Annotated in this window: 21 protein-coding genes; 10 read left to right on the top strand and 11 right to left on the bottom strand. The window is 64.6% G+C overall.

Annotated elements, in window-relative coordinates; all coding sequences use genetic code 11:
- Positions 1–96: 96 nt before the first annotated feature.
- The 6 genes from NL126_RS04535 to NL126_RS04510 form a co-directional block, all read right to left on the bottom strand.
- Positions 97–309, bottom strand: a complete 213-nt coding sequence (locus NL126_RS04535; RefSeq protein ID WP_255197730.1) for a hypothetical protein — start codon at positions 307–309, stop codon at positions 97–99.
- Complete coding sequence (locus NL126_RS04530; RefSeq protein ID WP_255197729.1) at positions 306–1,430, bottom strand: ABC transporter ATP-binding protein; 1,125 nt, start codon at positions 1,428–1,430, stop codon at positions 306–308. The genes NL126_RS04535 and NL126_RS04530 overlap by 4 nt, the downstream gene beginning before the upstream one ends.
- Positions 1,423–2,475, bottom strand: coding sequence for an ABC transporter ATP-binding protein (locus NL126_RS04525; protein ID WP_255197727.1), 1,053 nt, complete (start codon positions 2,473–2,475; stop codon positions 1,423–1,425). The genes NL126_RS04530 and NL126_RS04525 overlap by 8 nt, the downstream gene beginning before the upstream one ends.
- The gene (locus NL126_RS04520; RefSeq protein WP_255197726.1) at positions 2,472–3,467 is read right to left on the bottom strand and encodes an ABC transporter permease; all 996 of its coding nucleotides are present in this window, start codon (positions 3,465–3,467) and stop codon (positions 2,472–2,474) included. The genes NL126_RS04525 and NL126_RS04520 overlap by 4 nt, the downstream gene beginning before the upstream one ends.
- A 2-nt stretch (positions 3,468–3,469) precedes the next feature.
- Positions 3,470–4,432: an ABC transporter permease gene (locus tag NL126_RS04515; RefSeq protein ID WP_350355523.1), complete on the bottom strand. Its 963-nt coding sequence runs from the start codon at positions 4,430–4,432 to the stop codon at positions 3,470–3,472.
- 145 nt (positions 4,433–4,577) lie between these two features.
- Positions 4,578–6,311 carry an ABC transporter substrate-binding protein gene (locus tag NL126_RS04510; protein WP_350355482.1) on the bottom strand — a complete coding sequence of 578 codons (1,734 nt, stop codon included), beginning with the start codon at positions 6,309–6,311 and terminating at the stop codon, positions 4,578–4,580.
- 391 nt (positions 6,312–6,702) lie between these two features.
- Here NL126_RS04510 and NL126_RS04505 point away from each other — a divergent pair, with 391 nt between their 5' ends.
- The 3 genes from NL126_RS04505 (at position 6,703) to NL126_RS04495 (ending at position 9,166) form a co-directional block, all read left to right on the top strand.
- Positions 6,703–7,410, top strand: a complete 708-nt coding sequence (locus NL126_RS04505; protein WP_350355522.1) for a creatininase family protein — start codon at positions 6,703–6,705, stop codon at positions 7,408–7,410.
- A 268-nt stretch (positions 7,411–7,678) separates the two neighbouring features.
- Positions 7,679–8,440 carry an IclR family transcriptional regulator gene (locus tag NL126_RS04500; RefSeq protein WP_255197722.1) on the top strand — a complete coding sequence of 254 codons (762 nt, stop codon included), beginning with the start codon at positions 7,679–7,681 and terminating at the stop codon, positions 8,438–8,440.
- Between the two features lie 540 nt (positions 8,441–8,980).
- Complete coding sequence (locus tag NL126_RS04495; RefSeq protein WP_255197721.1) at positions 8,981–9,166, top strand: hypothetical protein; 186 nt, start codon at positions 8,981–8,983, stop codon at positions 9,164–9,166.
- Between the two features lie 463 nt (positions 9,167–9,629).
- Here the strand turns inward: NL126_RS04495 and NL126_RS04490 are convergent, their stop codons facing one another.
- The 3 genes from NL126_RS04490 to NL126_RS04480 all read right to left on the bottom strand — a co-directional run bounded on the left by NL126_RS04490 (position 9,630) and on the right by NL126_RS04480 (position 14,148).
- Positions 9,630–10,403, bottom strand: coding sequence for an IclR family transcriptional regulator (locus tag NL126_RS04490; protein WP_255197720.1), 774 nt, complete (start codon positions 10,401–10,403; stop codon positions 9,630–9,632).
- 217 nt (positions 10,404–10,620) lie between these two features.
- Positions 10,621–11,760: an ABC transporter ATP-binding protein gene (locus NL126_RS04485; protein ID WP_255197719.1), complete on the bottom strand. Its 1,140-nt coding sequence runs from the start codon at positions 11,758–11,760 to the stop codon at positions 10,621–10,623.
- A 63-nt stretch (positions 11,761–11,823) separates the two neighbouring features.
- Positions 11,824–14,148 carry a glycoside hydrolase family 31 protein gene (locus NL126_RS04480; RefSeq protein ID WP_255197718.1) on the bottom strand — a complete coding sequence of 775 codons (2,325 nt, stop codon included), beginning with the start codon at positions 14,146–14,148 and terminating at the stop codon, positions 11,824–11,826.
- 142 nt (positions 14,149–14,290) lie between these two features.
- Between NL126_RS04480 and NL126_RS04475 the strand changes: the two genes are divergently transcribed.
- Together NL126_RS04475 and NL126_RS04470 are read left to right on the top strand one after the other, a co-directional pair.
- Positions 14,291–15,556, top strand: coding sequence for a mandelate racemase/muconate lactonizing enzyme family protein (locus tag NL126_RS04475; protein ID WP_255197717.1), 1,266 nt, complete (start codon positions 14,291–14,293; stop codon positions 15,554–15,556).
- A 1-nt stretch (position 15,557) separates the two neighbouring features.
- Positions 15,558–16,520, top strand: coding sequence for a C-terminal binding protein (locus tag NL126_RS04470; protein ID WP_255197716.1), 963 nt, complete (start codon positions 15,558–15,560; stop codon positions 16,518–16,520).
- A 2-nt stretch (positions 16,521–16,522) separates the two neighbouring features.
- On the opposite strand, the gene NL126_RS04465 is transcribed toward NL126_RS04470, so the two are convergent.
- A complete protein-coding gene (locus NL126_RS04465) occupies positions 16,523–17,389 on the bottom strand; it encodes a carbohydrate ABC transporter permease (protein ID WP_255197715.1) in 867 nt (288 codons plus the stop codon).
- Complete coding sequence (locus NL126_RS04460) at positions 17,390–18,361, bottom strand: carbohydrate ABC transporter permease (protein ID WP_255197714.1); 972 nt, start codon at positions 18,359–18,361, stop codon at positions 17,390–17,392.
- A 108-nt stretch (positions 18,362–18,469) separates the two neighbouring features.
- Between NL126_RS04460 and NL126_RS04455 the strand changes: the two genes are divergently transcribed.
- From NL126_RS04455 to NL126_RS04435, 5 genes are read left to right on the top strand one after another with little or no spacing between them, the layout of a single operon-like run.
- Entirely contained in the window at positions 18,470–18,598 is a 129-nt protein-coding gene (locus NL126_RS04455) for a hypothetical protein (RefSeq protein WP_255197713.1), read from the top strand.
- Complete coding sequence (locus tag NL126_RS04450) at positions 18,599–19,600, top strand: YeiH family protein (protein WP_255197712.1); 1,002 nt, start codon at positions 18,599–18,601, stop codon at positions 19,598–19,600.
- 38 nt (positions 19,601–19,638) lie between these two features.
- Positions 19,639–19,959, top strand: coding sequence for a UxaA family hydrolase (locus tag NL126_RS04445; RefSeq protein ID WP_255197711.1), 321 nt, complete (start codon positions 19,639–19,641; stop codon positions 19,957–19,959).
- Positions 19,959–21,125 carry a UxaA family hydrolase gene (locus NL126_RS04440; RefSeq protein WP_255197710.1) on the top strand — a complete coding sequence of 389 codons (1,167 nt, stop codon included), beginning with the start codon at positions 19,959–19,961 and terminating at the stop codon, positions 21,123–21,125. Before NL126_RS04445 ends, NL126_RS04440 begins: the two co-directional genes overlap by 1 nt.
- Entirely contained in the window at positions 21,125–22,123 is a 999-nt protein-coding gene (locus NL126_RS04435) for an Ldh family oxidoreductase (protein ID WP_255197709.1), read from the top strand. The genes NL126_RS04440 and NL126_RS04435 overlap by 1 nt, the downstream gene beginning before the upstream one ends.
- Positions 22,124–22,263 lie beyond the last annotated feature (140 nt).

The following is a 22,263-nucleotide window of genomic DNA, read 5'->3' as shown; positions in this document are numbered from 1 at the left end:
CAGCGGCTCGAGACACCGGGCTCCGTACTGCGAAGCACTACCCTGTAGCCTGTGGCTTGCCCGTCGAGGAGAGAATAGCGGCGACCCGCGGTCGGCTCAGTGCGTTCGACCGGAGTTCGAGAGCCTGCCGCCATCGCCGAAGAGTGTCCGAGCGACGACGTACCACGTCGCGATCGACAGCAGGACCGTCACCACGACCCCGGCTGTCCCCGGAAGCACGGTCGAGACGAGCGCGTGAATCCCCACGACGATCACGAACGTCAGCGCGAGGGGGAAGAGCCACCGGACCGAGTCAAGTCCACGAATCATTCCTGCACCTCCCCGACCGACTCTAGCCTGTCGGCGTCCGTCTCACGCTGGTCCGGGTTCGCGTGGAGGAAGTTCGAGGGCGCGTACCGGTCCCTGGCAGCTGTTTCGAGCTGGATGCCGGTGTCAGGATCGAACGACTCGACGTGGATACACGACGCCTCATGGCCGGGCGTCGCGCCGTCGATCTGCGCCAGGTCGGGGTCGACCTTCCGACACTCCTCCGTGGCGTCGGGACACCGTGGATGGAACGAGCACCCTGCCGGCGGATCGATCGGCGACGGGACCTCACCCGACAGGGGCTTCCGGTCTCGGGCGAGGTCGGGGTCGGGTTCGGGAATCGCGTTCAGCAGCGCACGCGTGTACGGGTGCTGGGGACTGGCGAACAGTTCCTCGGTCTCCGCAATCTCGACGATCTCGCCCAGGTACATCACTGCGACGCGGTCACAGACGTGCCGGATGACCGAGAGGTCATGTGCGATGAACAGGATCGTCAGGTCGTACTCCTCCTGCAGGTCGTTGAGCAGGTTGAGTATCTGTGCCTGGATCGAGACGTCCAGTGCCGAGACGGGCTCGTCACAGACCAGGAACTCCGGCTCGACAGCCAGGGCGCGGGCGATGCCGACGCGCTGTCGCTGCCCCCCGGAGAACTCGTGTGGATACCGGTTCGAGTGCTCCGGCGACAGGCCGACCTGTTCCATGAGTTCGTCGACGCGCTCGTCGCGGCGGCCCTTGTACAGGCCGTGGATCTGCATCGGCTGCCGGATTATCTGCCCGACGCTCTTCCGACGGTTGAGACTCGACGCAGGGTCCTGGAACACCATCTGGATGCGCTTTCGGAACCGCTTGAGTTCCCTCGATGAGAGAGTCGTCAGGTCCGTGCCGTCGTACGCGACACGCCCGTCTGTCGGTTCGTCGAGGCGGAGGATGCTCCGGGCGGTTGTGGACTTCCCCGACCCGGATTCGCCGACGAGACCCAGCGTCTCGCCCTCCCGGATCTCGAAGGAGATGTCGTCGACCGCTTGCACCGCCTTGGTCGCGCCGAGGAACCGGTCGATGATCCCGTCGTTCTGGACGAAGTGCTTCGTGAGCCCATCCACGTCGAGGACCGACTCGTCACTCATCGTCGACACCTCCGTCCGACGCGACGGCGTCAGCGCCGTCGCCATCGACTCCAGTCGTCGTCTCGTAGGGGCCGTATCCCTGCGCGTGGATACACGCGGCCTCACGACCGGGAGCGACCGTTCGCAGTCCGGGGTCGATCTGTCGGCACTCCTCCGTCGCGTGGACACACCGCGGGTGGAAGGAGCAGCCGGGCGGGAGCGCAGACAGGTCCGGGATCCGCCCCTCGATGGGCGTGAGCCGGCTCACCGCCGACCGGAGGTTCGGAATCGAGCGCATCAGACCCCGTGTGTACGGATGCCGTGGGGACTCGAAGAGGTCGTCGACGGCTGCTCGTTCGATGATGCGCCCCGCGTAGACGACGGCGACGCGGTCACACGTCTCGGCGACGACGCCGAGGTCGTGGGTGATGAGGATGATGCTCATCCCGTACTTCTCCTGGAGCCGGTCGAGGAGTTCGAAGATCTGGGCTTCGATGGTGACGTCGAGTGCCGTCGTCGGTTCGTCCGCGATGAGGATCTCCGGATCACAGGAGATCGCCATCGCGATCAGGACGCGCTGGCGCATCCCGCCGGAGAACTGGTGTGGGTAGTCGTCGACACGCGCTTCGGCCTCCGGGATGCCGACGTCGTCGAGGAGTTCGATGGTCCGCTCCCGGGCAGCCTGCTTGGTCGTGTCGGTGTGCTTGCGGATGATGCGCTGGATCTGGCTCCCGACCGTGTAGACCGGGTTCAACGCCGTCATCGGGTCCTGGAACACCATCGCGATCTCGTTGCCACGGATCGCTCGCATCTCCGCATCCGACTTCGAGAGCAGGTCCTCGCCGTTGTAGCGTATCTCACCCGCTTTGATCTCTCCCGGGTGCTCGATGAGCCCCATGATCGACATCGCGGTCACGCTCTTGCCGGAGCCAGATTCACCGACGATGCCCAGCACCTCCCCCCGTTGCAAGGAGAAGGAGTTGTGATCGACGGCTTTCACGACTCCCTCTTCGGTCTGGAACTGCGTGACGAGGTTCTCGACCTCGAGGATCGGGTCGGAACTCATTCGCCACCCTCCTCCGTGTACCGCGGGTCGAGCGCGTCGCGGAGTCCGTCACCCAGCAGGTTGAACCCGAGGATGATGATCATGAGTGTGATGCCCGGGAACACCGGATACCACCACTGCCCGCTGTAGACGAAGCTGCGAGCGTTCGACAGCATCAGCCCGAGACTCGCGGTCGGGGGTTGCAGCCCCAGACCGAGGAACGAGAGGCCCGCGCTCGCCAGCACGGCCGTCGCCATGTACAGGCTCGCCTGCACAACGACGATGGGGATGGTATTCACGAGGATGTCGCGGACGAGGATGTGGGAGTTGCTCGCCCCGATCGACTTCGCGGCGTCAACGTAGTCCTCTTCCATCTCCCGGAGGACGGCACTACGCATCACCCGGGCGAACCGCGGCACGTAAGCGAAGCCGATGACGAAGATGATCTTCGCCAGGTTCGGAACGACGATCCACCCGTAGTCCGTCTTCCCTGCCCCGAGGATTCCCACGATAGCGATCGCGAGGATCAGGCTGGGGAACGAGAGGATGATGTCCATCGCCCGCATGATCACCTCGTCGACCCACGTGTCACCGAGGTAGCCAGCGACCGCGCCCAGCGTCACCCCGGCTGCCATCGCGACGATGTTCACGCCGAACGCGACGACCATCAGGGTTCGCAAGCCGAATATCATCCGCGAGAGCAGGTCTCGTCCGTGGTTGTCAGTCCCGAGCATGACCGTGACGGTTTCCTGTCCCTCCGTGTCCTCGACGAGGACGGTGGCCCCCGGTGGCATCGGGTTGTGTTCACCCTCGGGTGCGTCGTACTGCGTTGCGGGGTGGTGCGGTGCGATTACGGGTGCGAACACGGCCGTCATGATCGCCAGGCCGATGATGATCGCGCCGACGATTGAGAGGTTGTTCTTGCGGAACTCCCGCCAGAACTGCTGGAACTGCGTGCGGTGCTCGCTGGCTTGCGGTTCGGGGTCGAGTGCTGTTGAGTCTTCAGTTGCCATTGTTAGCTCCCACCCTCCTCACGGATCTTCGGATTCAGATACGCATAGAGGATGTCTACGGTCAGGTTCGCGAACACGAACACGCAGGCGATGAACAGGACGAGTGCACGGATGACCTGGAAGTCTCGCCGCGCGATCGCCGTGATGAACAGTCGCCCGAGTCCGGGAAGGTTGAACACCGTCTCCGTGAGGACGGCACCGTTGAGTAGGCCGCCGATGCCGATGCCGATGACCGTCACGACCGGGATCAGCGCGTTCTTCGTCGCGTCCTTGAGGACGACCTCGCGTTCGCCGATTCCCATGGCGCGAGCCGTCCGGACGTAGTCCTGGTTCAGGGTCTCGAGCATCTCCGAGCGGGTCATCCGCTGGATGATCGCTGCCCGCGCGGTGCCGAGGGCGACGACTGGCAGAAAGAGGTTCTGCAGGTTCGCGATGGGATCGTCGAACGGCGACACCCAGCCGCCGGTCCCCCAGTCGACGCCGATGTACACGCCGAACACCATGATGAGGACGACCCCCAACCAGAAGTTCGGGATCGAGATGCCGGCCAGCGCGCCGACGCGAGAGAGGTGGTCTGCCGGCTTGTTCTGCCGCACTGCGCCGATTATCCCCGCGGGAATCCCGATGAGGACGGCGAGTAGCTGGGCGAGAAGCGCCAGTTCCAGCGTGAGCAGGAGTCGCTCCTTGATCAGCGTCACGACCGGCGTGCCCTGTTGCACCGTCCACGAACTGCCCAGGTCACCTTGCGCTGCACTGCTTACCCACAGCCAGTACTGGGCGTAGAACGGTTTCGTCAGGCCGAGCTGTTTCCGGACCTCCTGGACGATCTGCTCGTTTTGCAGAGGGCCCAGCAGCACGGCTGCCGGGCCGCCGGGCGCGAGGTGAAGCATCGCGAAGACGGCGAGGCTCACCCCGAACAGCACCGGGACGATGAGCAAGAGGCGTTTGAGGACGTATCGTAACACGCTCATCGGTACGACGCCTCGGCCACGGGGGTACTAGTCTCTGTCATGGGGGAGTCGTGATCGGGTAGATTCCTACGCATGTGGTGAGGTGGCTAACAACAGTGGGGGGTGGGTGGTTATTACTGTATCGCTACGGGCAGCGGTTCTATTCGTCCTTCGTGGTAGTTCGGAGTTCGGAGGCGAACGAGCCCATCTCGTAGCCCGAGACCGAGTCCTGCCACGCGGCGATCTTGCTCGAGTAGCAGATGTCTATCTGGATCGCGTTCTCGACGAGGTACTCCTCGAGTCGGTAGATGATCTGCTTCTGTTCCTCCTCGTCCGCGGTGCTCTGGGCCTTCTGCAGGGTGTCGACGTACCACTCGTGGCCGTTGGAGTAGTCTCCGTCAGCGTCCTCCGGGGCCGGCGGTCCGCTCGGTGCGTACCGGTCGGGCAGGTCATCTGTCTGATGGTGCCAATTGTTGTGGTTTCGAGCGTTCGGCACGAAGCCGGTGCTGAGCCAGTAGGTGACGGCCGGCACGGCGTTCGTCCAGTTCTCGAGGGCAGCGTGCCAATCGGTCGTGTCGTACACCGTGTCGAACAGCGCCGACTTTTCGAGGGTGGTGATCTCGACGTCGATACCGATCTTCGACAGTTGGTTCTGTATGACAACCGCCTGGTCCTTCAGGTGCGACCCCTTCGTGACGAGCATCTCGAACTCGAACCCGTCGGGATTCCCGGCTTTCTCGAGTTCTCGCTTCGCCTTCTCCTGGTCGTACATCTCCATATCCCGGAGCTTCGGAGAGGTCCACTCGCTGTCGGGGTACCAGAGTCCGGCCTGGGCGACACCGCGCCCGTAGAAGATCTCGTCGAGGATCTCCTCGGCGTCGATGCCCCACTGCACGGCCCGGCGGTTGTTCACGTTGGACATCGGGTTGCCCTCCGCCTCCATCAGGTTCAGATAGAGCACCTCGGTGGTGTTGCCAGGGACCGACCCCGTCTTGATATCACTCGACGACTTGAGCGAGTCGAAGTCCTTGTCCGGGATCGACGTCGTGAGGTCGGTCTGTCCGGAGCGGAGGTTGGCGAGTCGCGTCGAGTCCTCGGGGATGATCTGGAAGTTCAGCTCGTCGACCTTCGGCAGGCCGTCCTTCCAGTAGTTCTCGTTCTTCTCGAGCAGAACGTTCTGGTTGCTGTTCCACTCGACGAACTTGAACGGGCCGGTGCCCGCCCCACTCGGGTCGGTGGTGAGCTTCGTCGAGATACCCGTGGGCCCCTCTTTCTCCTGTGCCTCTCCGCGTGACCCCTTCGGGACGATTCCCTCGAGCCCGCGAGTCAGCCACCAGTTCAGCGTGGAGAACTCGGTCGTGAGGTTGACACGCAAGGTCCGGTCACCGACGATCTCCGTCCCGTCGACGTTCGGAATCCGACGGCGAACCGGCGAGTTGTTGTCCGGGTTTAGAATCCAGTCGAGCGAGTACTTGAAGTCCTCGACGGTCACGTCGTCGCCGTTGTGGAACTGCAGACCCTCTCGGAGCGTGTAATCGAACGCCATCCCGTCGTTCGTCGGCTTGGGAACCTCCTCGACCAGCCCGGGTTGCAGCTCCGACTCGGGGGAGAGCTCGATCACTTCGTCGTAGATCATACTACCGACAGCACTCGAGCCGGTGTCCGCCCAGAGTGCCGGGTCGAAGTTCCACGGCTCCGAAGCGATCGCTACGTTGAGACGAACAGTCTCGTCGGACGATCCGCCGCCGCCGTCGCCACCGGTCGATTCGGAATTGTCTTCGCCTCCGGTTCCACTCTCCCCTGCACAACCTGCGAGTGCTGTGCCTGTCAGCACACCGCTCATTGCGAGGAACTGCCTCCTGTCGATATCGTACTCTTTGATGTTTCTGGCCATGCTTTAGCACACCGCTTGCCATCCGTTGGCATTATCCAATATTGGGTGGTGATATATAATACCTCGCATTAGCCATGTACAACCATATTATTAATCAATATAGTCGGGGTCGTTGCGAAGGTGGAGCAACAGGCGGGGAGATCTCATCCGTAGTCGCTTCTCCCGCACGCACGCGATTCGTGACGAGGTGCTACAGCCCACCACAGGAACGCTTATGTACCAGTTCCCGTTAGCCAGAGTGTGCCAAACGAATGGTAGCAGATAACACTAGGTGCACCCAGACCGTCAGTTTCCGGTCCGGCTTCGAGCATCACGACCGCGCGGTCCGTACACACGAGGGTGAGTGCGCATGACGGTCTCCCTGGATTTCGACGAGTACGATCTCGGGAGCATGACCTCGGAGGACGCCGCCGAAGCGTACGAGACTGCCGACTTCATCGTCCTTCCGACGGGCGCTATCGAGCAGCACTCGCTGCATCTCCCGGTGTCGGTGGACACACTCCGGGCGGAGAACCTGACACAGGAGCTGGCAGAGATGGCCCCGGAGTTCGGGCTCTCGCTGGTCCGGTTGCCGACGCTGCCGTACGGCTACTCCGAACACCACATGACGCGTGAGGGAACGATCACCCTCATGCCGGACACCTACCAGAAAGTCATCGAGGAGATCGGGGCGAGCATCGCAGAGCACGGTGCCAAGCGACTCCTCATCGTCAACTGCCACGGTGGGAACTCGTCGTCGCTGAAGCTGGCATCCGACCGAATCCAGCGCGACCACGGGCTCGAGGTCCACTTCGTCAACTGGACGAACTTCGCCCGCGACCAGCTGGAAGAGCGGTTCGGCACCAACTGGAGTCACGCGGGCGAACACGAGACGAGCGTGACGGAACTGTTCCACCCGGAGCTGGTGCGCTCCGAGAAGAAAGAGAAGCAGACACGGAAGGCGAACTACGAGACGCGACAGTACAAGTGGTACACGGATACCACGGAACAGGGCGGTCGAGGGGACCCGAGACAGTCCGACCCGGAGTTCATGGAGACGGTCGTGGAAGACACGACCGAGCGCATCCTCACCGCACTCAACACCGACATTCAACAGTAGGTCACCAGTGCGGACACCAGCTGTACGACCGCCTTTTTCTGGAGCCGGCACTCTTTAGCTCCGTGGTGATCCGCTCGATAGCCACCTGAGCAGGTCGGTTCGGTCGTGGGACAACCTGTCACCACCGAACCTCGTCCAATGATGTTGGACGGAGAGGCGAGAGGGTCCCCAGGAGTTCAACTAGGTCGAAAACTGGTCGCGAGTGGTTTCGTGGCACCTGTGTACACGCACCCATAGGTATAAGTGTACACAGTCCAGAGCGCGAACCATGTCCAGTGCAAAAACCAAACCCCTCAAATCGCTGCGCTCGGCCTTTGAGATCGTCGACTATCTCAAACGGTCCGGTGGTGCGGGGGTGACAGAAGTCGCGAACGAGCTGTCGTTGCCGAAGAGCACGGCCCACGTGTATCTCACGTCCCTCGAGGAGATCGGGTACGCCGTGAACTCGAACGGGACGTACCGTGTCGGCCTGCGGTTCCTGGACATCGGCGAACACGTCCGGGCCGAGAAGCAGATCTACAAGTCTGGCTGCCCTGAGGTCGACCGGCTGGCCGAAGAGACGGGAGAGGTGGCCAGTATGATGATTCCCGAACACGGGCGTGGAGTGTACCTCTATCGGGCGAGAGGTGAGCAGGCGATGCCCGTGAACACGCACGTCGGCAAACACGTCGACCTTCACTGTCGCGCGTCGGGGAAAGCGATTCTCGCAAGTCTCCCTGCCGATGAGGTCGACCGGATAATCGCCGAGCGAGGGCTGGTCCGGAGGACGAAACACACGATCACGACACGCGCAGAGCTGTGGGAGGAACTCGAGCAGGTCGCCGAGCGAGGCTACGCCGTGAACGACGGTGAGGTCCGCGAGGGACTCCGCTGCATTGGCGCCCCGGTTCACCGGGACGGAGAGGTCGTCGGAGCGATCAGCGTCTCCGGGCCGAAGGGCCGAATCCAGGGCAAGCGGTTCGAAGAGGAGCTTCCGGACCTCGTCAAGGACGTCGCGAACATCGTCGAGATCACGACGACGTACTCGTAGCTAGTCACGTCCAAGCATGTTGGACAGCGGAACTCACTACTCGACGACAGATCGGCCAGGGACTCGACTCGCCCCCGTGGGTGAGACACGACCGTCCCCCTGCTACACCGAAGCCACCACGATACGAACGCTGGTTCGAGAAGGAAGAACGAGCGATTTTTCGGTCCACACCCTTCCAACACTGTTGAAAGCGGCTTTGAGCGCTATCGCACGAACCAGACGCAGGACCGTCACCGCGACCCACGACCGAGAAAGTATAACAGATATAACGCTGTTATACTTCAGTCCGTGAGCGCCGACCGTAGCCGCTTGCGCTCTGCAGTTGTGGTGGGAGACGTACACAGGACTGGCCCGTCGCTGTCTGACTATCGTGGATTGTACCCCTGCAGCGGTGCACCCTTTCGGAGGCGGAAGCATCGAACGACACAGTGTGTACACCCGATTTCAGAACGTACTGTTCGACTGGTCTTTCCACTTCTCTCGATATGATAGGGATAGTAGACGAACGCTGCCCAGACACGACGGCGTTCCAGCGGCGTATTGGCCCGCCCCTCGAAGCTCTCGGAAGAACAGGCCGAGGAAGTGGCGTCGTGGCTCGACGCCTCGCCCGACGCGTTCGGGTTCGACACCGAGACGTGGGACGCCGAGACGCTCCGCGACCAGATCCACGCCGCGTTCGACATCGAGTACTCGGTCCCGCACGTCAAACGCACCTTCCTGGACTGAGCAGAGCCGAAAGTTCTCCAATCAATACTGATACGTCGTGGCTGTCCCGAAATAGCTGGTTCGTATCGTCCCACACGCCTTTCCCGAATCTCTCTATTCACGTTCGATAGCTCGTCCGCCGTCGCTTTCAAGTATATAGCTCAGTTCGGTCCCTACCGAGAGACGACGGTAAGTTAACGCTCGCGTTCGCTACACACGGCCGACTGCGGAGTCATCTGGAATACCCATAACACCCATACATTTGTTATAGCAAGGCAGTCACACAATCTGTATCGACAGCGTTACTCCCGGACAGGTCAGACACCTCCTCCGGCGTACCTCCGTCGAGGTCTCGACCAGTGATGTTTGGCCTGCGTAAACAGCAGCTGGAGAGCCCATAGACAAGGGAGAGCTCGTAGAACAGTTCAGACGGCCCAAATCGTGTTGACCTGGACGAGCCAGGGCCGTTTCTTTCTCGTAAACGCTACTGCTGTGTGGCGTTAATTTGGATGACGTTGGCCGCACCCCGGAGCGCGTCGGGGAGCGTCTCCTCGAATCGTGTCCCTTGCATGCGGCTCGTCGGTCCCGAGACGCTGATCGCACCGTAGAGCGTGCCGTCGTTCCCGTGGAGCGGTGCCGCGATGCAGCGGAGCCCCTGCAGTATCTCCTCGTTGTCGACCGCGGTGCCGTGGTCGCGGACGTCCTCGAGTTCGGCGAACAGCGCCTCGCGGTCGGTGATCGTGTTCTCCGTCATCTGGGGGAGTCCGTGCTCGTCGAGGATCGCGTGGACCCGCTCCTCGGGGAGGTGTGCGAGGATGGCCTTCCCCAAAGCGGTGCAGTGCAGGTGGTTTCGCGCCCCGGGATAGGAGGCGGTCCGGACGCTGTGCTCGCCTTCAGCCTTGTGCAAGTACACCCCGCGACCGTGTTCTTTCACCATGAGCTGGGCGACCTCGCCGGTCTCCTCGGCGAGCCGGTCAATCTCCTCCCGGGCGACGTCGTACACCTGGACGTTTCGCTTCGCGTGTTCGCCGAAGTCCACGAACCGCAGGCTGATGCGGTACCGGTCCCCGTCGCGGGCGACCAACTCGTTGTCGTGGAGCGTCGAGAGGTGCCCGTGGATGGTCGCCTTCGACCGCCCGAGGCTCTCGGCCAGTTCGGTCACGCCGGCGCTGTCACGCTCGAGTAACGCCTCGAGGATCTCGCAAGACGTCTGTACCGCCTGCACCGGTCGGCCGCCCACGTCATCGGTCTCGGTCATACGATGACGATACTGCCCAACGCACATGAATCGTTCGGCAAGCGTAAACGCGAGGGTCTTCCCGGAGAAGCAGCGGTCACCCGGCGTCGTCTAGCGACCGACTCGCGTGTCACTTCGTGAGACGTCGCGTCGACTATCTAGAGATAGTATGCGGCGCGAAGGCTGTTTGGTCGTGGTAAACGGTAGGTAGTCGAGGATGGGGGAGTCGGCGACGTGGTCAGTTCGACGGGGCCACCTGCTCGTCGGGGACCTGCCTCCCGCTGGTACTGTTCTTGACCGTCTCGCCCGTCGCCCCGTCGAAGAGGTGGATCTTGTCCTCGGGGAACACGACCGAGACGACGTCACCGGCCTGCACCCGCGCCCCGCCGTCGACGCTGGCCGTGAGCGTCTGGTCGCCGAAGTCGAGGTAGATGTGCACCAGTTCGCCCATCGGTTCGACGACCGTGACCTCGGTCTGGACAGCGTTCTCCCGGTCGGAGTCACAGAGCGTGATGTGCTCTGGACGGATACCCAGGGTGAGGTCGGTCGGTGCGTCCGCGATGGCCTTGGCCACGTCTGCGGGGAGCGTATAGGAGAACCGGTCGTGTTCGAGTACCTCCTCGTGGCGCTCGACGTCGAGGAAGTTCATCGACGGCGACCCGATGAACCCGGCGACGAACTGGTTCGTTGGCTCGTGGTAGCACTCCATCGGCTCGCCGACTTGCTGGAGTTCGCCGCCGTCGAGGATGGCGATGCGGTCGCCCATCGTCATCGCCTCGGTCTGGTCGTGTGTCACGTAGACGGTGCTGACGTTGAGGTCCTGTTGTAGCTGCTGAATCTCGGTCCGCATCGTCGTCCGGAGCTTCGCGTCGAGGTTCGACAGCGGCTCGTCCATCAGGAACACCTCCGGCTCGCGGATAATGGCTCGACCGAGGGCGACCCGCTGTTGTTGGCCGCCGGAGAGGTCCGACGGCCGCTTGTCGAGCAGGTCCCCGATCTCGAGGAGTTCGGCCGTGTCCTCGACGCGCTCGGTGATCTCCGACTTCGAGAGGTCGGTCGTGATTTTCAGCCCGTAGCCGATGTTCTTGCGGACGGACATGTGTGGGTACAGCGCGTAGTTCTGGAACACCATCGCCATGTTCCGCTCCTTCGGCTTGTTGTCCGTGATCGGGGTGTCGTCGAGCACAATCTCTCCGTCGGTCACGGACTCAAGCCCGGCGATACAGCGGAGCGTCGTGGACTTCCCGCAGCCCGACGGGCCGACGAGGACGAGGAACTCTCCGTCCTTGACCGTCAGGTCGAGTTCGTCTACTGCGACGATATCTCCGCTTCCGCCGTCGAAAACCTTCGTCATTCCGTTCAGTTCGAGGCGACCCATGGTTGGTTCGGTACGCCCGCATTCCCCGTGACGGTTAATAAATCCACCTCCTGGGCGTCCGCGTCAGACTACGATCTCGAGGTCGTTCGCTGCCGAGTCGTACTCCCACGTCTCGGGCGCGGTGCCGTTCACGCACACCTCGTCGGGCCGGTCGTCCACCCCGGAGACATCGAGGATGATGGCCGTGACGCTCCCTTCGTCGAGCGACACCTCGACCTCGTCGCCGGTCGCGTCGACCTCTACGTCGAGCATGGCGTCTGTCTCCTCGTCGTAATAACGTCCCGACGCAACGCCGTCGGCCAGGAACACTCGATAAGTGAGTTCCGCAGGTGTCCCGGGCTGCACCGTCTCCGTTGCCGCACGCCGGGGGACGACGCCGCCACCTCGGTAGAAGATCGGCATGGTGTCGAGGGGGGCGTCGACCGACACGGTCGTCTTGCCCGTGTACCGCCGGCCAGTCTCGTGGTAGTACCACTCTCCCTCGGGCAGGTAGACGTCGCGGGTGGTCGCGCCCTCATAGACCGGGGCGACGAGTACGTCCTCGCCGAGCAGGTACTGGGTGTCGAGCCGATGCGTCGCCGGGTCGTCCTGGTACTCCAGCACGAGCGGTCGGACCACCGGCAGCCCCGTCCGCGCGGCGACCTCGGCGTAGGTGTAGAGATACGGTAGCAACCGGTAGCGCAGCCGCGCGTACGCCCGGAACACGTCGAGCGCCTCCTCGCCGTACTCCCAGGGCTCGCGCGGCGTCGTGCCGTGACATCGGCTGTTGCTCGACAGCAAGCCGAACTGCGCCCATCGGACGTACAGCTCGTCGGAGGGCCGGCCACGGAACCCGCCGATGTCGTGGCTCCAGAATGCGATCCCAGAGAGCGAGGCGCTCAGGCCGCCCCGGAGCGCCGCCGACATCCCGTTCCACGTCGTCTGGGGGTCGCCCCCCCAGTGCATCGGGAACCGCTGGCTCCCCGTCCACGCGGCTCGCCCCCAGACGATGGCCTCGTCGTCACCGTTGACCTCGCCGACCGTCTCGTAGACGGCCTCGTTGTAGAGATACGGGTAGAGGTTGTGCATCGACGTCCCGCTCTTCCCGTTGTGGAACACCGCGTCGGTGGGAACGTACTCACCGTAGTCGGTCTTGAACACGGAGACCCCCATCTCGAGGAGACGCCGGTGTTTGTCCTTCCACCACTCGACGGCCGCCGGGTTCGTGAAGTCGACGAGCGCGCCCCGGTAGTTCCCCTGACACGTGTTGTCGAGCAGGTAGGCGTCGCCCGTGCCGTCGGTGACGAAGTACTCCTCCTCGACGCCCTCCTCGAACGCCTCGGTCCCGGCGGGGACGTGTGGGTGCTCCCACAGCGAGAGCCGGAACCCTTTCTCGTTGAGTCCGTCGATCATTCCCTCCGGGTCCGGGAACTGGTCGGTGTCCCACTCGAGCGTACACGACTCTTGTGGCGGCATCCAGAACGGGTCGAGGTGGACGACGTCACAGGGAATCGACTCCTCGCGGAGCCGGTCGGTAATCGACTCGAGTTCCGCGCGTGACTCGTAGCCCAGTCGCGACATCCACGTCCCGAAGCTCCACTTCGGCGGGCGGTCCGGTCGGCCGGTGAACGCGGTGTACGTCTCGACGACGTCCCGGAACTCGGGGCCGTAGAAGAAGACGAACGCGAACCGGTCGTCGTCGACGCCGACGGTGGCGCTCGCGGTCGAGGTCTTCCCGAAGTCGTAGCTTACGCGGTTCGTCGTGTCGACGAGCATGCCGTAGCCGTTCGTCGAGAGGTGGAACGGGATGGACTTGTACGCACGCTCGGTCTCGGTGCCGAGTGGCTCCTCGTGCCACGCCTCGATCTCCCGGCCCCGGCGGTCGAACTCGACGAACTGCTCGCCGACGCCGTAGATCTTCTCGTCGGGCGACAGCCGGAACGCGGTCCCGGTCTCGTCGACCCGACGGCCGCGGTTGTTGATGCGCTCCTGTGTGAAACCGAGCGGGTCGACGCGGTGCTGGGCGGCGACGTCGAAGTCGGCGCGCTGCTCCTCGAACACGATGGTCCCGTCGAGTGACTCCACCCGGAAGCTCCAGGTGTCGAGCCCGACCACGACCCGGAGTCGGTCGGTCTCGAGGTGGAGCTGCCCGTCCGTCTCGGTCACCTCGAGCGCGACGGGCTCGGCCACCGCCTCGGGGTCGTACTCGGGGTAGTCCGGCTCGGTCGCCGTCTCGGGGTTCACCTCCAGTTCGAAGTGGAACGTACTCGGGTCGTAGAACGTGAGCGTGACGGGGAGCGGCCACGGCTGGGTAACGTCGGCGTCCGCAGCGTCGAGTTCACAGTCGAGGTGGACGGTGTCGCCGTCGACGTCGTACGACGAGACGCCGGATACTGTCGAGCGTGCCATCTGTATGCCAGCGAACGGACGTGTGGAGATATTAAACGTTCCGCCAGCGGCCCGGTCGCCGTCGGCCGACTAAGCGTGTGCAGCCGGCGGACGTTCCTCGCCATCGCAACGTTTATTCGCGTGTTACCTCCACTCACGGGTGATGCCGAACGATTCGGAACCAGACTACCGTATCCCGCAGGGGGGCGGCGTCCCCTGGCGCGATATGGGCGTCGAGGAGACCCACCGTCCGCCTGAGCGAGACGTCGAGATCACCGACGTGAAGACGATGGCGCTGGCCGGCAACTTCACGTGGGGCATCGTCAAGGTCGAAACCGACGCCGGCGTGTACGGTCTCGGCGAGACGTTCCGCGCGGAGGCCGCACTCGACATGGCCGGGCGGATGGACATCGATCTCGAGGGCGAGAACCCGCTCGACACCGACCGCATCGTCGAGCTCCTGAACCAGCGGTACACCGGCTGTGGCCGCATCGGACAGGCCGCGTTCACGGCCATCGAGACCGCCTGCTACGACATCAAGGGGAAGGTGCTTGACGTCCCCGTCTACGAGCTGCTGGGCGGGAAGTACCGCGACGAGATCAAGATCTACTGTGACACCCACGGTGGTGAGTCGCTCGGCGAGGCCGAGGCGCACGACCCGCGAGAGGTGTACACGCCGGAGTCGTACGCCCGCGCCGCTCGAGAGGTCGTCGACGCCGGGTTCGACGCCCTGAAGTTCGACCTCGACGTGCCAACCCACGACACGTACGACGAGGCCAACCGGCGGATGGACAACGAGGCCATCGAGCACAAGCGTGAACTCGTCCGCGCAGTGCGCGAGGAGATCGGCTACGACATCGACCTCGGGATGGACCTCCACTGGAACTTCACGGTGGAGACGGCCGTCCGGCTCGGCCGCGCCGTCGAGGAGTTCGACCTCGCGTGGCTCGAAGACCCATGTCCACCGGGGAAACTCGACGCACAGCGGCGCGTCCGCGAGAAACTGGATACCCCCGTGTTGACCGGCGAGAACCTGGTGACGCCCTCGCAGTTCCACGACGCGCTCGACGCGGGCATTATGGACATCGCCGCGCCCGACGTCAACAAGTGCGGCGGCCTCGGCGAGTACGTCACCATCGCCAAGCTCTGTGACCTCTACGGCGTCCCCATCGCCTCGCACAACATCTCGAGCCCACTCGGCACCGTCGCCGGTGCCCACGTGTCGGCGGCCATCCCGAACTTCGTCGCCATGGAGTACCACGCGCGGGACGTGCCGTGGTGGAATGACCTCGCGGTCCGGACCCACGGCAGCGGCCCCATCCTTGAGGATGGGTACATCGACGTGCCCGAGGGCCCGGGCCTCGGTATCGAACTGGACCGTGACGTCGCCGAACGGTACCTCACCGACGACTCGGAGCTCGTCATCTGAGATGGTCCGCGTCGTCATCACCGATCACGATTTCGACGATCTCGCGGTCGAGCGCGAGGTGCTGGACGGCGTCGCGGACGTCGTCGAACTCGCGGACCGTCCCGGTGTCGACGTCGACCCCGGGGACCTGGTCGACGCCGACGCGGTGTTGAACCTCCGGAGCACGCTGTCGGCCGACCACGTCGACGCACTCTCGGGGTGTCGGGTCGTCGCCCGCTACGGTATCGGCGTGGACAACGTCGACCTCGGGGCGGCGAACGACGCCGGCGTCCCGGTGACGAACGTCCCCGACTACTGCCAGGAGGAGGTCGCAACGCACGCGGTCGCCCTCCTGCTCGCGCTGGCGCGCGGCCTCGGCCGGTACGACGCGTCGGTGGCGGCCGGGGACTGGGACCGTGACGTGGCCACGCCGCTCCACCGGCTCTCGACGCAGACCGTCGGCGTCGTCGGCTACGGGGCCATCGGGCGTGCCGTGGGTGCGCGGGCGGCCGCGCTCGAGGCGTCGGTCGTCGCCAGCGACCCCTTCCTTTCGCCGGACGACCTCGATGACGACCCCGCGACACTCGTCGAGTTCGACGAACTGCTCGACCGCGCCGACTACGTGACCGTCCACTCGCCGCTCACGCCCGAGACGGAGGGCCTGTTCGACGCGTCGACGTTCGAGCGCATGCGGGACTCCGCGTACCTCGTCAACGTCGCGCGCGGGCCCATTGTCGACGACGAGGCACTCGCGGCAGCGCTCGACGCGGGTACGCTTCGAGGGGCGGCACTCGACGTATTCCCGAGTGAACCGCCGGCGGCCGACCACCCACTTCGGGGGCACGACCGGGTCGTCGCGACTCCCCACGTCGCGTGGTACTCCGAGGAGGCGAACACCGAACGACGCCGAACCGCGGCGACCATTGTGAAGCGGGCGCTCGCGGGTGAGTCGATTCCGAACGTGCAGAACGAGCCGTCGGCGTAGGGTTACGCCTTACCGACGCCGGCAGTCAGTCCTTCGACGATCTTCCGCTGGAACAGCAGCATGAACAGGATGAGCGGCACGATGGACATGAACACCGCCGCGGAGATGGTCCCCCACGGGAACGTGTACTCGCCCTGGTAGAGCGCGATGCCGACCGTTATCGTCCGCATGTTGTCCTGCGTCATGAACGCGAGCGCGAACAGGAACTCGTTCCACGCGTAGATGAAGACGATGATGGCCGCGGTTGCCATCGCGGGCGCGGACACCGGGAGGATGATGCGGAACAGCACCCCGAGGCGGGAGAGGCCGTCCATCATGCCGGCCTCCTCGAGCGAGTCGGGGAGTTCCTTGAAGTACGCCTGGAAGATCCAGATGGCGAACGGGAGCTGGAAGGCCGAGTACGGCAAGATGAGCCCGAGATAGTCGTTCAGCAGCCCCACCTGCCGGGCGAGTTGGAACAGCGGGATGAGCCGGGAGAAGAACGGCAGCATCGCCGAGAAGAGGATGACGAGCAGCACTGGCACCTTGTAGTCGAACTCGAGCCGCGAGAGCGCGTAGCCGGCGAGTGCGCCCAGCAGCACGGAGACGACGGCGGTACCGCCCGCGACGATGGCGGAGTTGACGAGGTACCGGAAGAACGGCGCGTCGGTGAGCGCCGTCCGGTAGTTGTCGAGAGTCACCTCGGTCGGGATGTAGTGGACCGGGAACTGGACGATGTTCCCCGTCGTCTTGAGCGAGGTGACGAAGATCCAGAACACCGGGAAGAACGAGACGGCACACAGCACCGCGACGGAGCCGTAGAAGCCGAGCTTCTTGCCGACTTCCTGGAGCGAGTCGACGTCGAACGTGGCGCGGTCGACGACGCTCATCTACCGCACCTCCGGTTCGTAGAGGGTCGTGACGTATAGGAGGCTGATGCCGAGCGCGATAAACGTGATCGCGGTCGCCGTGGCCGAGCCCTGTCCGAAGTTGAGTCGCGTGAACGTGATGTCGTTCGCGTACAGGACGAGCGTGGTCGTCGCCTCGCCCGGCCCACCGCCGGCCAGCCCGAAGGGGAGGCCGAACGCCTGCAGCGCCGGGAGCGTCCGGAAGATGAGCGCCACGAGGATTGTCGGCTTCAGCAGCGGGAGCGTGATGTCGCGGAACTGTCGCCAGCGCGAGGCCCCGTCCATCCGGGCCGCCTCGTAGAGGTGGTCCGGGATGCTCGAGAGCCCCGCGAGCAGGATGAGCGCCATGAACGAGGTGGTCTTCCAGATGGTGACGAAGAGCATCGCCGCCAGCGCCGTATCCGAGTGGGCGAGGAACGCGTACGGCTCCGAGAGGATGCCGATGCGGACGAGCATGTCGTTGATGACGCCGTACTGTCCGTGGAACATCCACGCCCAGATGCGGGCGTTGATGATCGTCGGGAGCGCCCACGGGAACAGGATTGCCGCCTGCGCGAGGTACCGACCCTTGAACTGCCGGTTCAGGAGCAGGGCGACCGCCAGCCCCAGCACCAGCTCCACTGGAACGCTGACGAACGTGTAGATCATGCTCACCTTGACGGCGTTCCAGAAGCTCCCGTCGTTGACGAGCGCCACGTAGTTGTCCAGCCCGACGAACGCCGATTCGCGGGTCGGGAGGACGTATCCGGTGTGGAGACTCCCCCAGATGGTGTCGATGATGGGGTAGAACGACACGGCGAACAGGAAGGCGAGCACCGGGGCCAGCAACACCGCCGCGAGTTCCTGTTCGCTCAGCCGGAGTTCACGGTACCGCTCCAGCCGCGTTCGGAACGCCGTGGCGTAACCGCGAGCGGGCGCGGCCCCGGCGTCCCCAGACTGCTCTGTGTTAGCCATTGTTCATCGTAGGTGGCGGCTCCTCTGTGATAAATCTAGCCACGTCGCGCCAGCGGCGACGGAGTAGCTTTAAGCCCCTCCACGGACTGGTCCTCGACAGCGTCACAGATGTCGGCAAGAGTTACGACCGCAATCGGCGAGTACAGCACGCGCCTCTGGCACCACTGGTGTGAACTCGACCGCGGCTGGAAGGCGACTGCGCTCGGCTGTCTCCTGCTGCTCGCGACCACCCTGTAGATGTCCGGAGCGGCAGTGCCGTCCATTCGCGCGCGCGCCACTCGTATTGCGCCGGGAATCGCGCTGATGGGCGGCATCGCGGTGGCCAGCCACGCCGTCGCAGCAGTGACGCCACTCAGCGCGCTGATCGTCGCCGTCGCCACGGGCGTCGTCGTCGCCAACTTTGTCGGTACACCCGCTGTCGTCCGTCCCGGACTCGACAGCCACAAACTCCTCCTCGAGACGGGGATCGTCCTCCTCGGAGCACGGCTCTCGCTGGCCGAACTCGCCGGCATCGGCCCCACAGTCGTCGCGCTGGCCGCCGGCGTCGTCCTGTTCGGCGTGGTGTACACCGAGACTCTCTCGCGGTTCGTGTTCGGGCTCGGCGACCGGACCGGCTCGTTGCTGGCCGCGGGTGCGAGCGTCTGTGGGGTGTCGGCCGTCGTCGCCGTCGCCGGCAGCATCGACGCGGCCGAACGCGAGATCGCCTACGCCGCGGCGACGGTCCTCGTGTTCGACGCCGTCACCCTCGTGACGTTCCCCGTCGCCGCCGAACTACTCGGCCTCTCCGGGGAGACGTTCGGCATCTGGGCAGGGCTCAGTATGTTCTCGACCGGACCGGTCGCCGCCGCCGGCTTCGCGTACTCGCAGACTGCTGGGCAGTGGGCGACGCTGACGAAGCTCGTCCGGAACGCGTTCATCGGCCTCCTCGTCATCGGTTACTCCGCGACGTACACGAAGGGATCCGGAAACGTCACCACGGCGTGGAACCGGTTCCCGAAGTTCATCGCCGGGTTCGTTCTCGTGGTCGTCGTCGCCAACCTGGGGCTCGTGTCCGCCGGCCAGCGAGCGACGCTCGTCACCGCTTCCGACTGGCTGTTCGCACTCGCGTTCGCCGGGCTCGGTTTCGAGATCACGGTTGGAGAGATGGTCGACACCGGGGTCCGACCGCTGCTTCTGGTGCTCGTCCACCTGCTCACGGTCAGCGCGCTCTCGCTGGTGGTCGTGCTGGCACTCGTCTAGGTAAACGTTATGTGACATCGCGGTGTCGGCTTACTCGCATGCCAGACCGCTATCTGAAGGTCGTAGAGCCGTCGGACAACGTGGCCACGGCACTCCGCGACATCGAGACCGGTGAGACCGTCGAGGTCGACACCGGCGACGAGGTGCGGAGTGTCGAGGCTCTCGAGGATGTCCGGTTCGGCCACAAGCTCGCCATCGAGGACATCGAGGCGGGCGAAACCATCACGAAGTACGGCAAGAGCATCGGTAACGCGACGGAGGACATTCCCGCCGGCACGTGGGTCCACGTCCAGAACGTCGAGAGCAACTACGGCCGCGGCGACAAGGCCGGCGGCGAAGCCCAAGCTATCCACGAATAATGAGCGAGTTCCTCGGATACGAACGGACGGACGGGAGTGTCGGCATCCGCAACCACGTCGTCGTCGTCTCGACGGCACCGTACGCGAACGACACGGTGAAGCGCACGGCAGAGATCGTCGACGACGCCATCCCCATCACCCATCCGCTGGGCCGGTGTCAGACGAAACCGGACGTCTTCCAGACGTACCGGACGTTGCTCGGGTACGCGACGCACCCCAACACGTACGGGGCGGTCGTCGTGGCCCACGCAGGCGAAATAGTCGACGGTGACGAACTCGCGGACGATATCGCCGAGACGGGACGCCCCTCCGAGAGCGTCAACATCCACCGCGAGAAGGGCGTCATGAACGCGCTCCAGCGTTCGGTGGACGCGACCCGTGACATGGTACAGGAGGCGAGCGCACAGCGCCGCGAACCACACGACATGTCGAAGCTCACCTTCGGCATCAACTGTGCAACCTCAGACACCACGAGCGGCCTCTGTCAGCACCACGCCACAGCGGGTGCGGTCTGGCGGCTCATCGACGAACACGGTGGGAGCGGCGTGTTCGCCGAGACGCCGGAGTTCTTCGGCGGCGAGGAGGAGCTGTCGGAGCGGGCCGTCGATGACGACGTGCGACAGAAGATCCTCGACCGCGTCGAGTGGTGGGACCAGCGACTCCAGGCGACCGGCTATGACGTGCGCGGTGCGCAGCCCACACCCGACAACATGGACGGCGGGCTGACGACCATTGAGGAGAAGTCGCTGGGGGCGCTCGTCAAGTCCGGTGAGGGTCCCATCCAGGACATGGTCGACTACGCGGAGCAGATCCCCGAGCCGTCCGGAATGTACATCATGGACACGCCCGGACACGGCGCTGAGTCGGTCACCGGCATCGGTGCCGGCGGGGCGCACTTCATGGTCATCTCGACGGGACAGGGTCACACGCTCTCGAACGCCGTGATGCCGACGGTGAAGGTGACCGGGAACCCAGGGAGCGCCGAGCGCGTCCCGGAGCAGACCGACGTGGACGTGAGCGAGGCACTCGTCGGCGACAAGTCGTTCGAGTGGGCGACCGACCAGCTGTGGGACGAACTTGTCGAGGTGGTCAACGGCAAGGTCACAATGAGCGAAGCGATGGGCGAGAGCCAGTTCGCCATCCATAGAATCGGACCCTCCACGTAATGGAACTCGAACGTGACCGAGCGGAGTCCGTCGCGGCGGCTGCGTTCGAGGCGCACGGTATCACGCCCGAGGACGCCGCCTACACGGCACGAGTGCTCGTCAGCGCCGACGCGCGGGGGACCCACTCGCACGGCCTGATACGGCTTCCCCGGTTCGTCCGCGGCATCGAACACGGGAACGTCGACCCCGAAGGAGAGATCGCGGTCGTCAGAGAGCGCGGCGCGACGGCCACGCTCGACGGCGGCTCGCGGCTCGGCCCCGTCGTCGCGACGGAGGCGATGGCAGAAGCGTGTGCCCGAGCCGCAGAGTACGGCGTCGGTGCCGTCGGCGTCCACGGGACGAACCACCTAGGTATGCTCGGGTACTACACCGAGACGGCCCGGCGCGATGGCTACGTGGCGCTCGGCATGACGAACACCGAGCCGGCGATGCCACCACACGGTGGCTCCGAGCCCGTCCTCGGGACGAACCCCATCGCCATCGGACTGCCGACCGCCCCGCCGTTCAACCTCGACATGTCCACGTCGAGTATCTCGCGGGGGGCGGTGTTGCGAGCGAAAGAGCAGGGTGAGACGCTACCCGAGGGCGTCGCGCTGACGTCCGACGGCGAGCCGACGACTGATCCGGAGGCAGCGCTCGCGGGAGTTATCCGTCCCTTCGGCGGCGCGAAGGGGTCGGGACTCGCTGTCGCCGTCGAGGTGCTGGCAGGCGGGCTCGTCGGCGCGTCGATGGGTCGTGAGGTCACCGGGACCTACCACACCGAGGACCCGTGTACGAAGGGCGACCTGTTCGTCGCGGTCGACCCGACGTCGCTCGGTGGTGAGCGCGCCGTCGACCGCATCGAAGCGTTCCTCTCGACGCTCACCGATGTCGACACGGCCGCGGGCATCGATGAGGTGCGACTCCCCGGCCAGCGGTCCGCCAGCCGGGCGGACACCAGCACGGTACAGGTCGACGACGACGTGTGGGACGAAGTCCACTCGCTAGCCGACGGATAACGCCACCCTCGGTCGTACTTTAGTTCCCTGTTTAGGGTGGTGAATCTAATGAAAAGTATTATTAATTCCATCCGCTATGGTGCCCTGTATGGTGGAAGACAGCCAAGCAGCGCTGAGGCGGCAGTTTATCAAGGGATTGA

The organism is Halorarius litoreus (assembly GCF_024362405.1).
Classification (GTDB): Archaea; Halobacteriota; Halobacteria; order Halobacteriales; family Haloarculaceae; genus Halorarius; species Halorarius litoreus.
This window is presented reverse-complemented; position numbering and strand designations above follow the sequence as displayed.

Coding starts and splice junctions, on each gene's coding strand:
- NL126_RS04535 (WP_255197730.1), bottom strand. CDS start 309: ATGATTCGTGGACTTGACTCGGTCCGGTGGCTCTTCCCCCTCGCGCTG.
- NL126_RS04530 (WP_255197729.1), bottom strand. CDS start 1,430: ATGAGTGACGAGTCGGTCCTCGACGTGGATGGGCTCACGAAGCACTTC.
- NL126_RS04525 (WP_255197727.1), bottom strand. CDS start 2,475: ATGAGTTCCGACCCGATCCTCGAGGTCGAGAACCTCGTCACGCAGTTC.
- NL126_RS04520 (WP_255197726.1), bottom strand. CDS start 3,467: ATGGCAACTGAAGACTCAACAGCACTCGACCCCGAACCGCAAGCCAGC.
- NL126_RS04510 (WP_350355482.1), bottom strand. CDS start 6,311: ATGGCCAGAAACATCAAAGAGTACGATATCGACAGGAGGCAGTTCCTC.
- NL126_RS04505 (WP_350355522.1), top strand. CDS start 6,703: ATGACCTCGGAGGACGCCGCCGAAGCGTACGAGACTGCCGACTTCATC.
- NL126_RS04500 (WP_255197722.1), top strand. CDS start 7,679: ATGTCCAGTGCAAAAACCAAACCCCTCAAATCGCTGCGCTCGGCCTTT.
- NL126_RS04490 (WP_255197720.1), bottom strand. CDS start 10,403: ATGACCGAGACCGATGACGTGGGCGGCCGACCGGTGCAGGCGGTACAG.
- NL126_RS04485 (WP_255197719.1), bottom strand. CDS start 11,760: ATGGGTCGCCTCGAACTGAACGGAATGACGAAGGTTTTCGACGGCGGA.
- NL126_RS04480 (WP_255197718.1), bottom strand. CDS start 14,148: ATGGCACGCTCGACAGTATCCGGCGTCTCGTCGTACGACGTCGACGGC.
- NL126_RS04475 (WP_255197717.1), top strand. CDS start 14,291: ATGCCGAACGATTCGGAACCAGACTACCGTATCCCGCAGGGGGGCGGC.
- NL126_RS04470 (WP_255197716.1), top strand. CDS start 15,558: ATGGTCCGCGTCGTCATCACCGATCACGATTTCGACGATCTCGCGGTC.
- NL126_RS04465 (WP_255197715.1), bottom strand. CDS start 17,389: ATGAGCGTCGTCGACCGCGCCACGTTCGACGTCGACTCGCTCCAGGAA.
- NL126_RS04460 (WP_255197714.1), bottom strand. CDS start 18,361: ATGGCTAACACAGAGCAGTCTGGGGACGCCGGGGCCGCGCCCGCTCGC.
- NL126_RS04455 (WP_255197713.1), top strand. CDS start 18,470: ATGTCGGCAAGAGTTACGACCGCAATCGGCGAGTACAGCACGCGCCTC.
- NL126_RS04450 (WP_255197712.1), top strand. CDS start 18,599: ATGTCCGGAGCGGCAGTGCCGTCCATTCGCGCGCGCGCCACTCGTATT.
- NL126_RS04445 (WP_255197711.1), top strand. CDS start 19,639: ATGCCAGACCGCTATCTGAAGGTCGTAGAGCCGTCGGACAACGTGGCC.
- NL126_RS04440 (WP_255197710.1), top strand. CDS start 19,959: ATGAGCGAGTTCCTCGGATACGAACGGACGGACGGGAGTGTCGGCATC.
- NL126_RS04435 (WP_255197709.1), top strand. CDS start 21,125: ATGGAACTCGAACGTGACCGAGCGGAGTCCGTCGCGGCGGCTGCGTTC.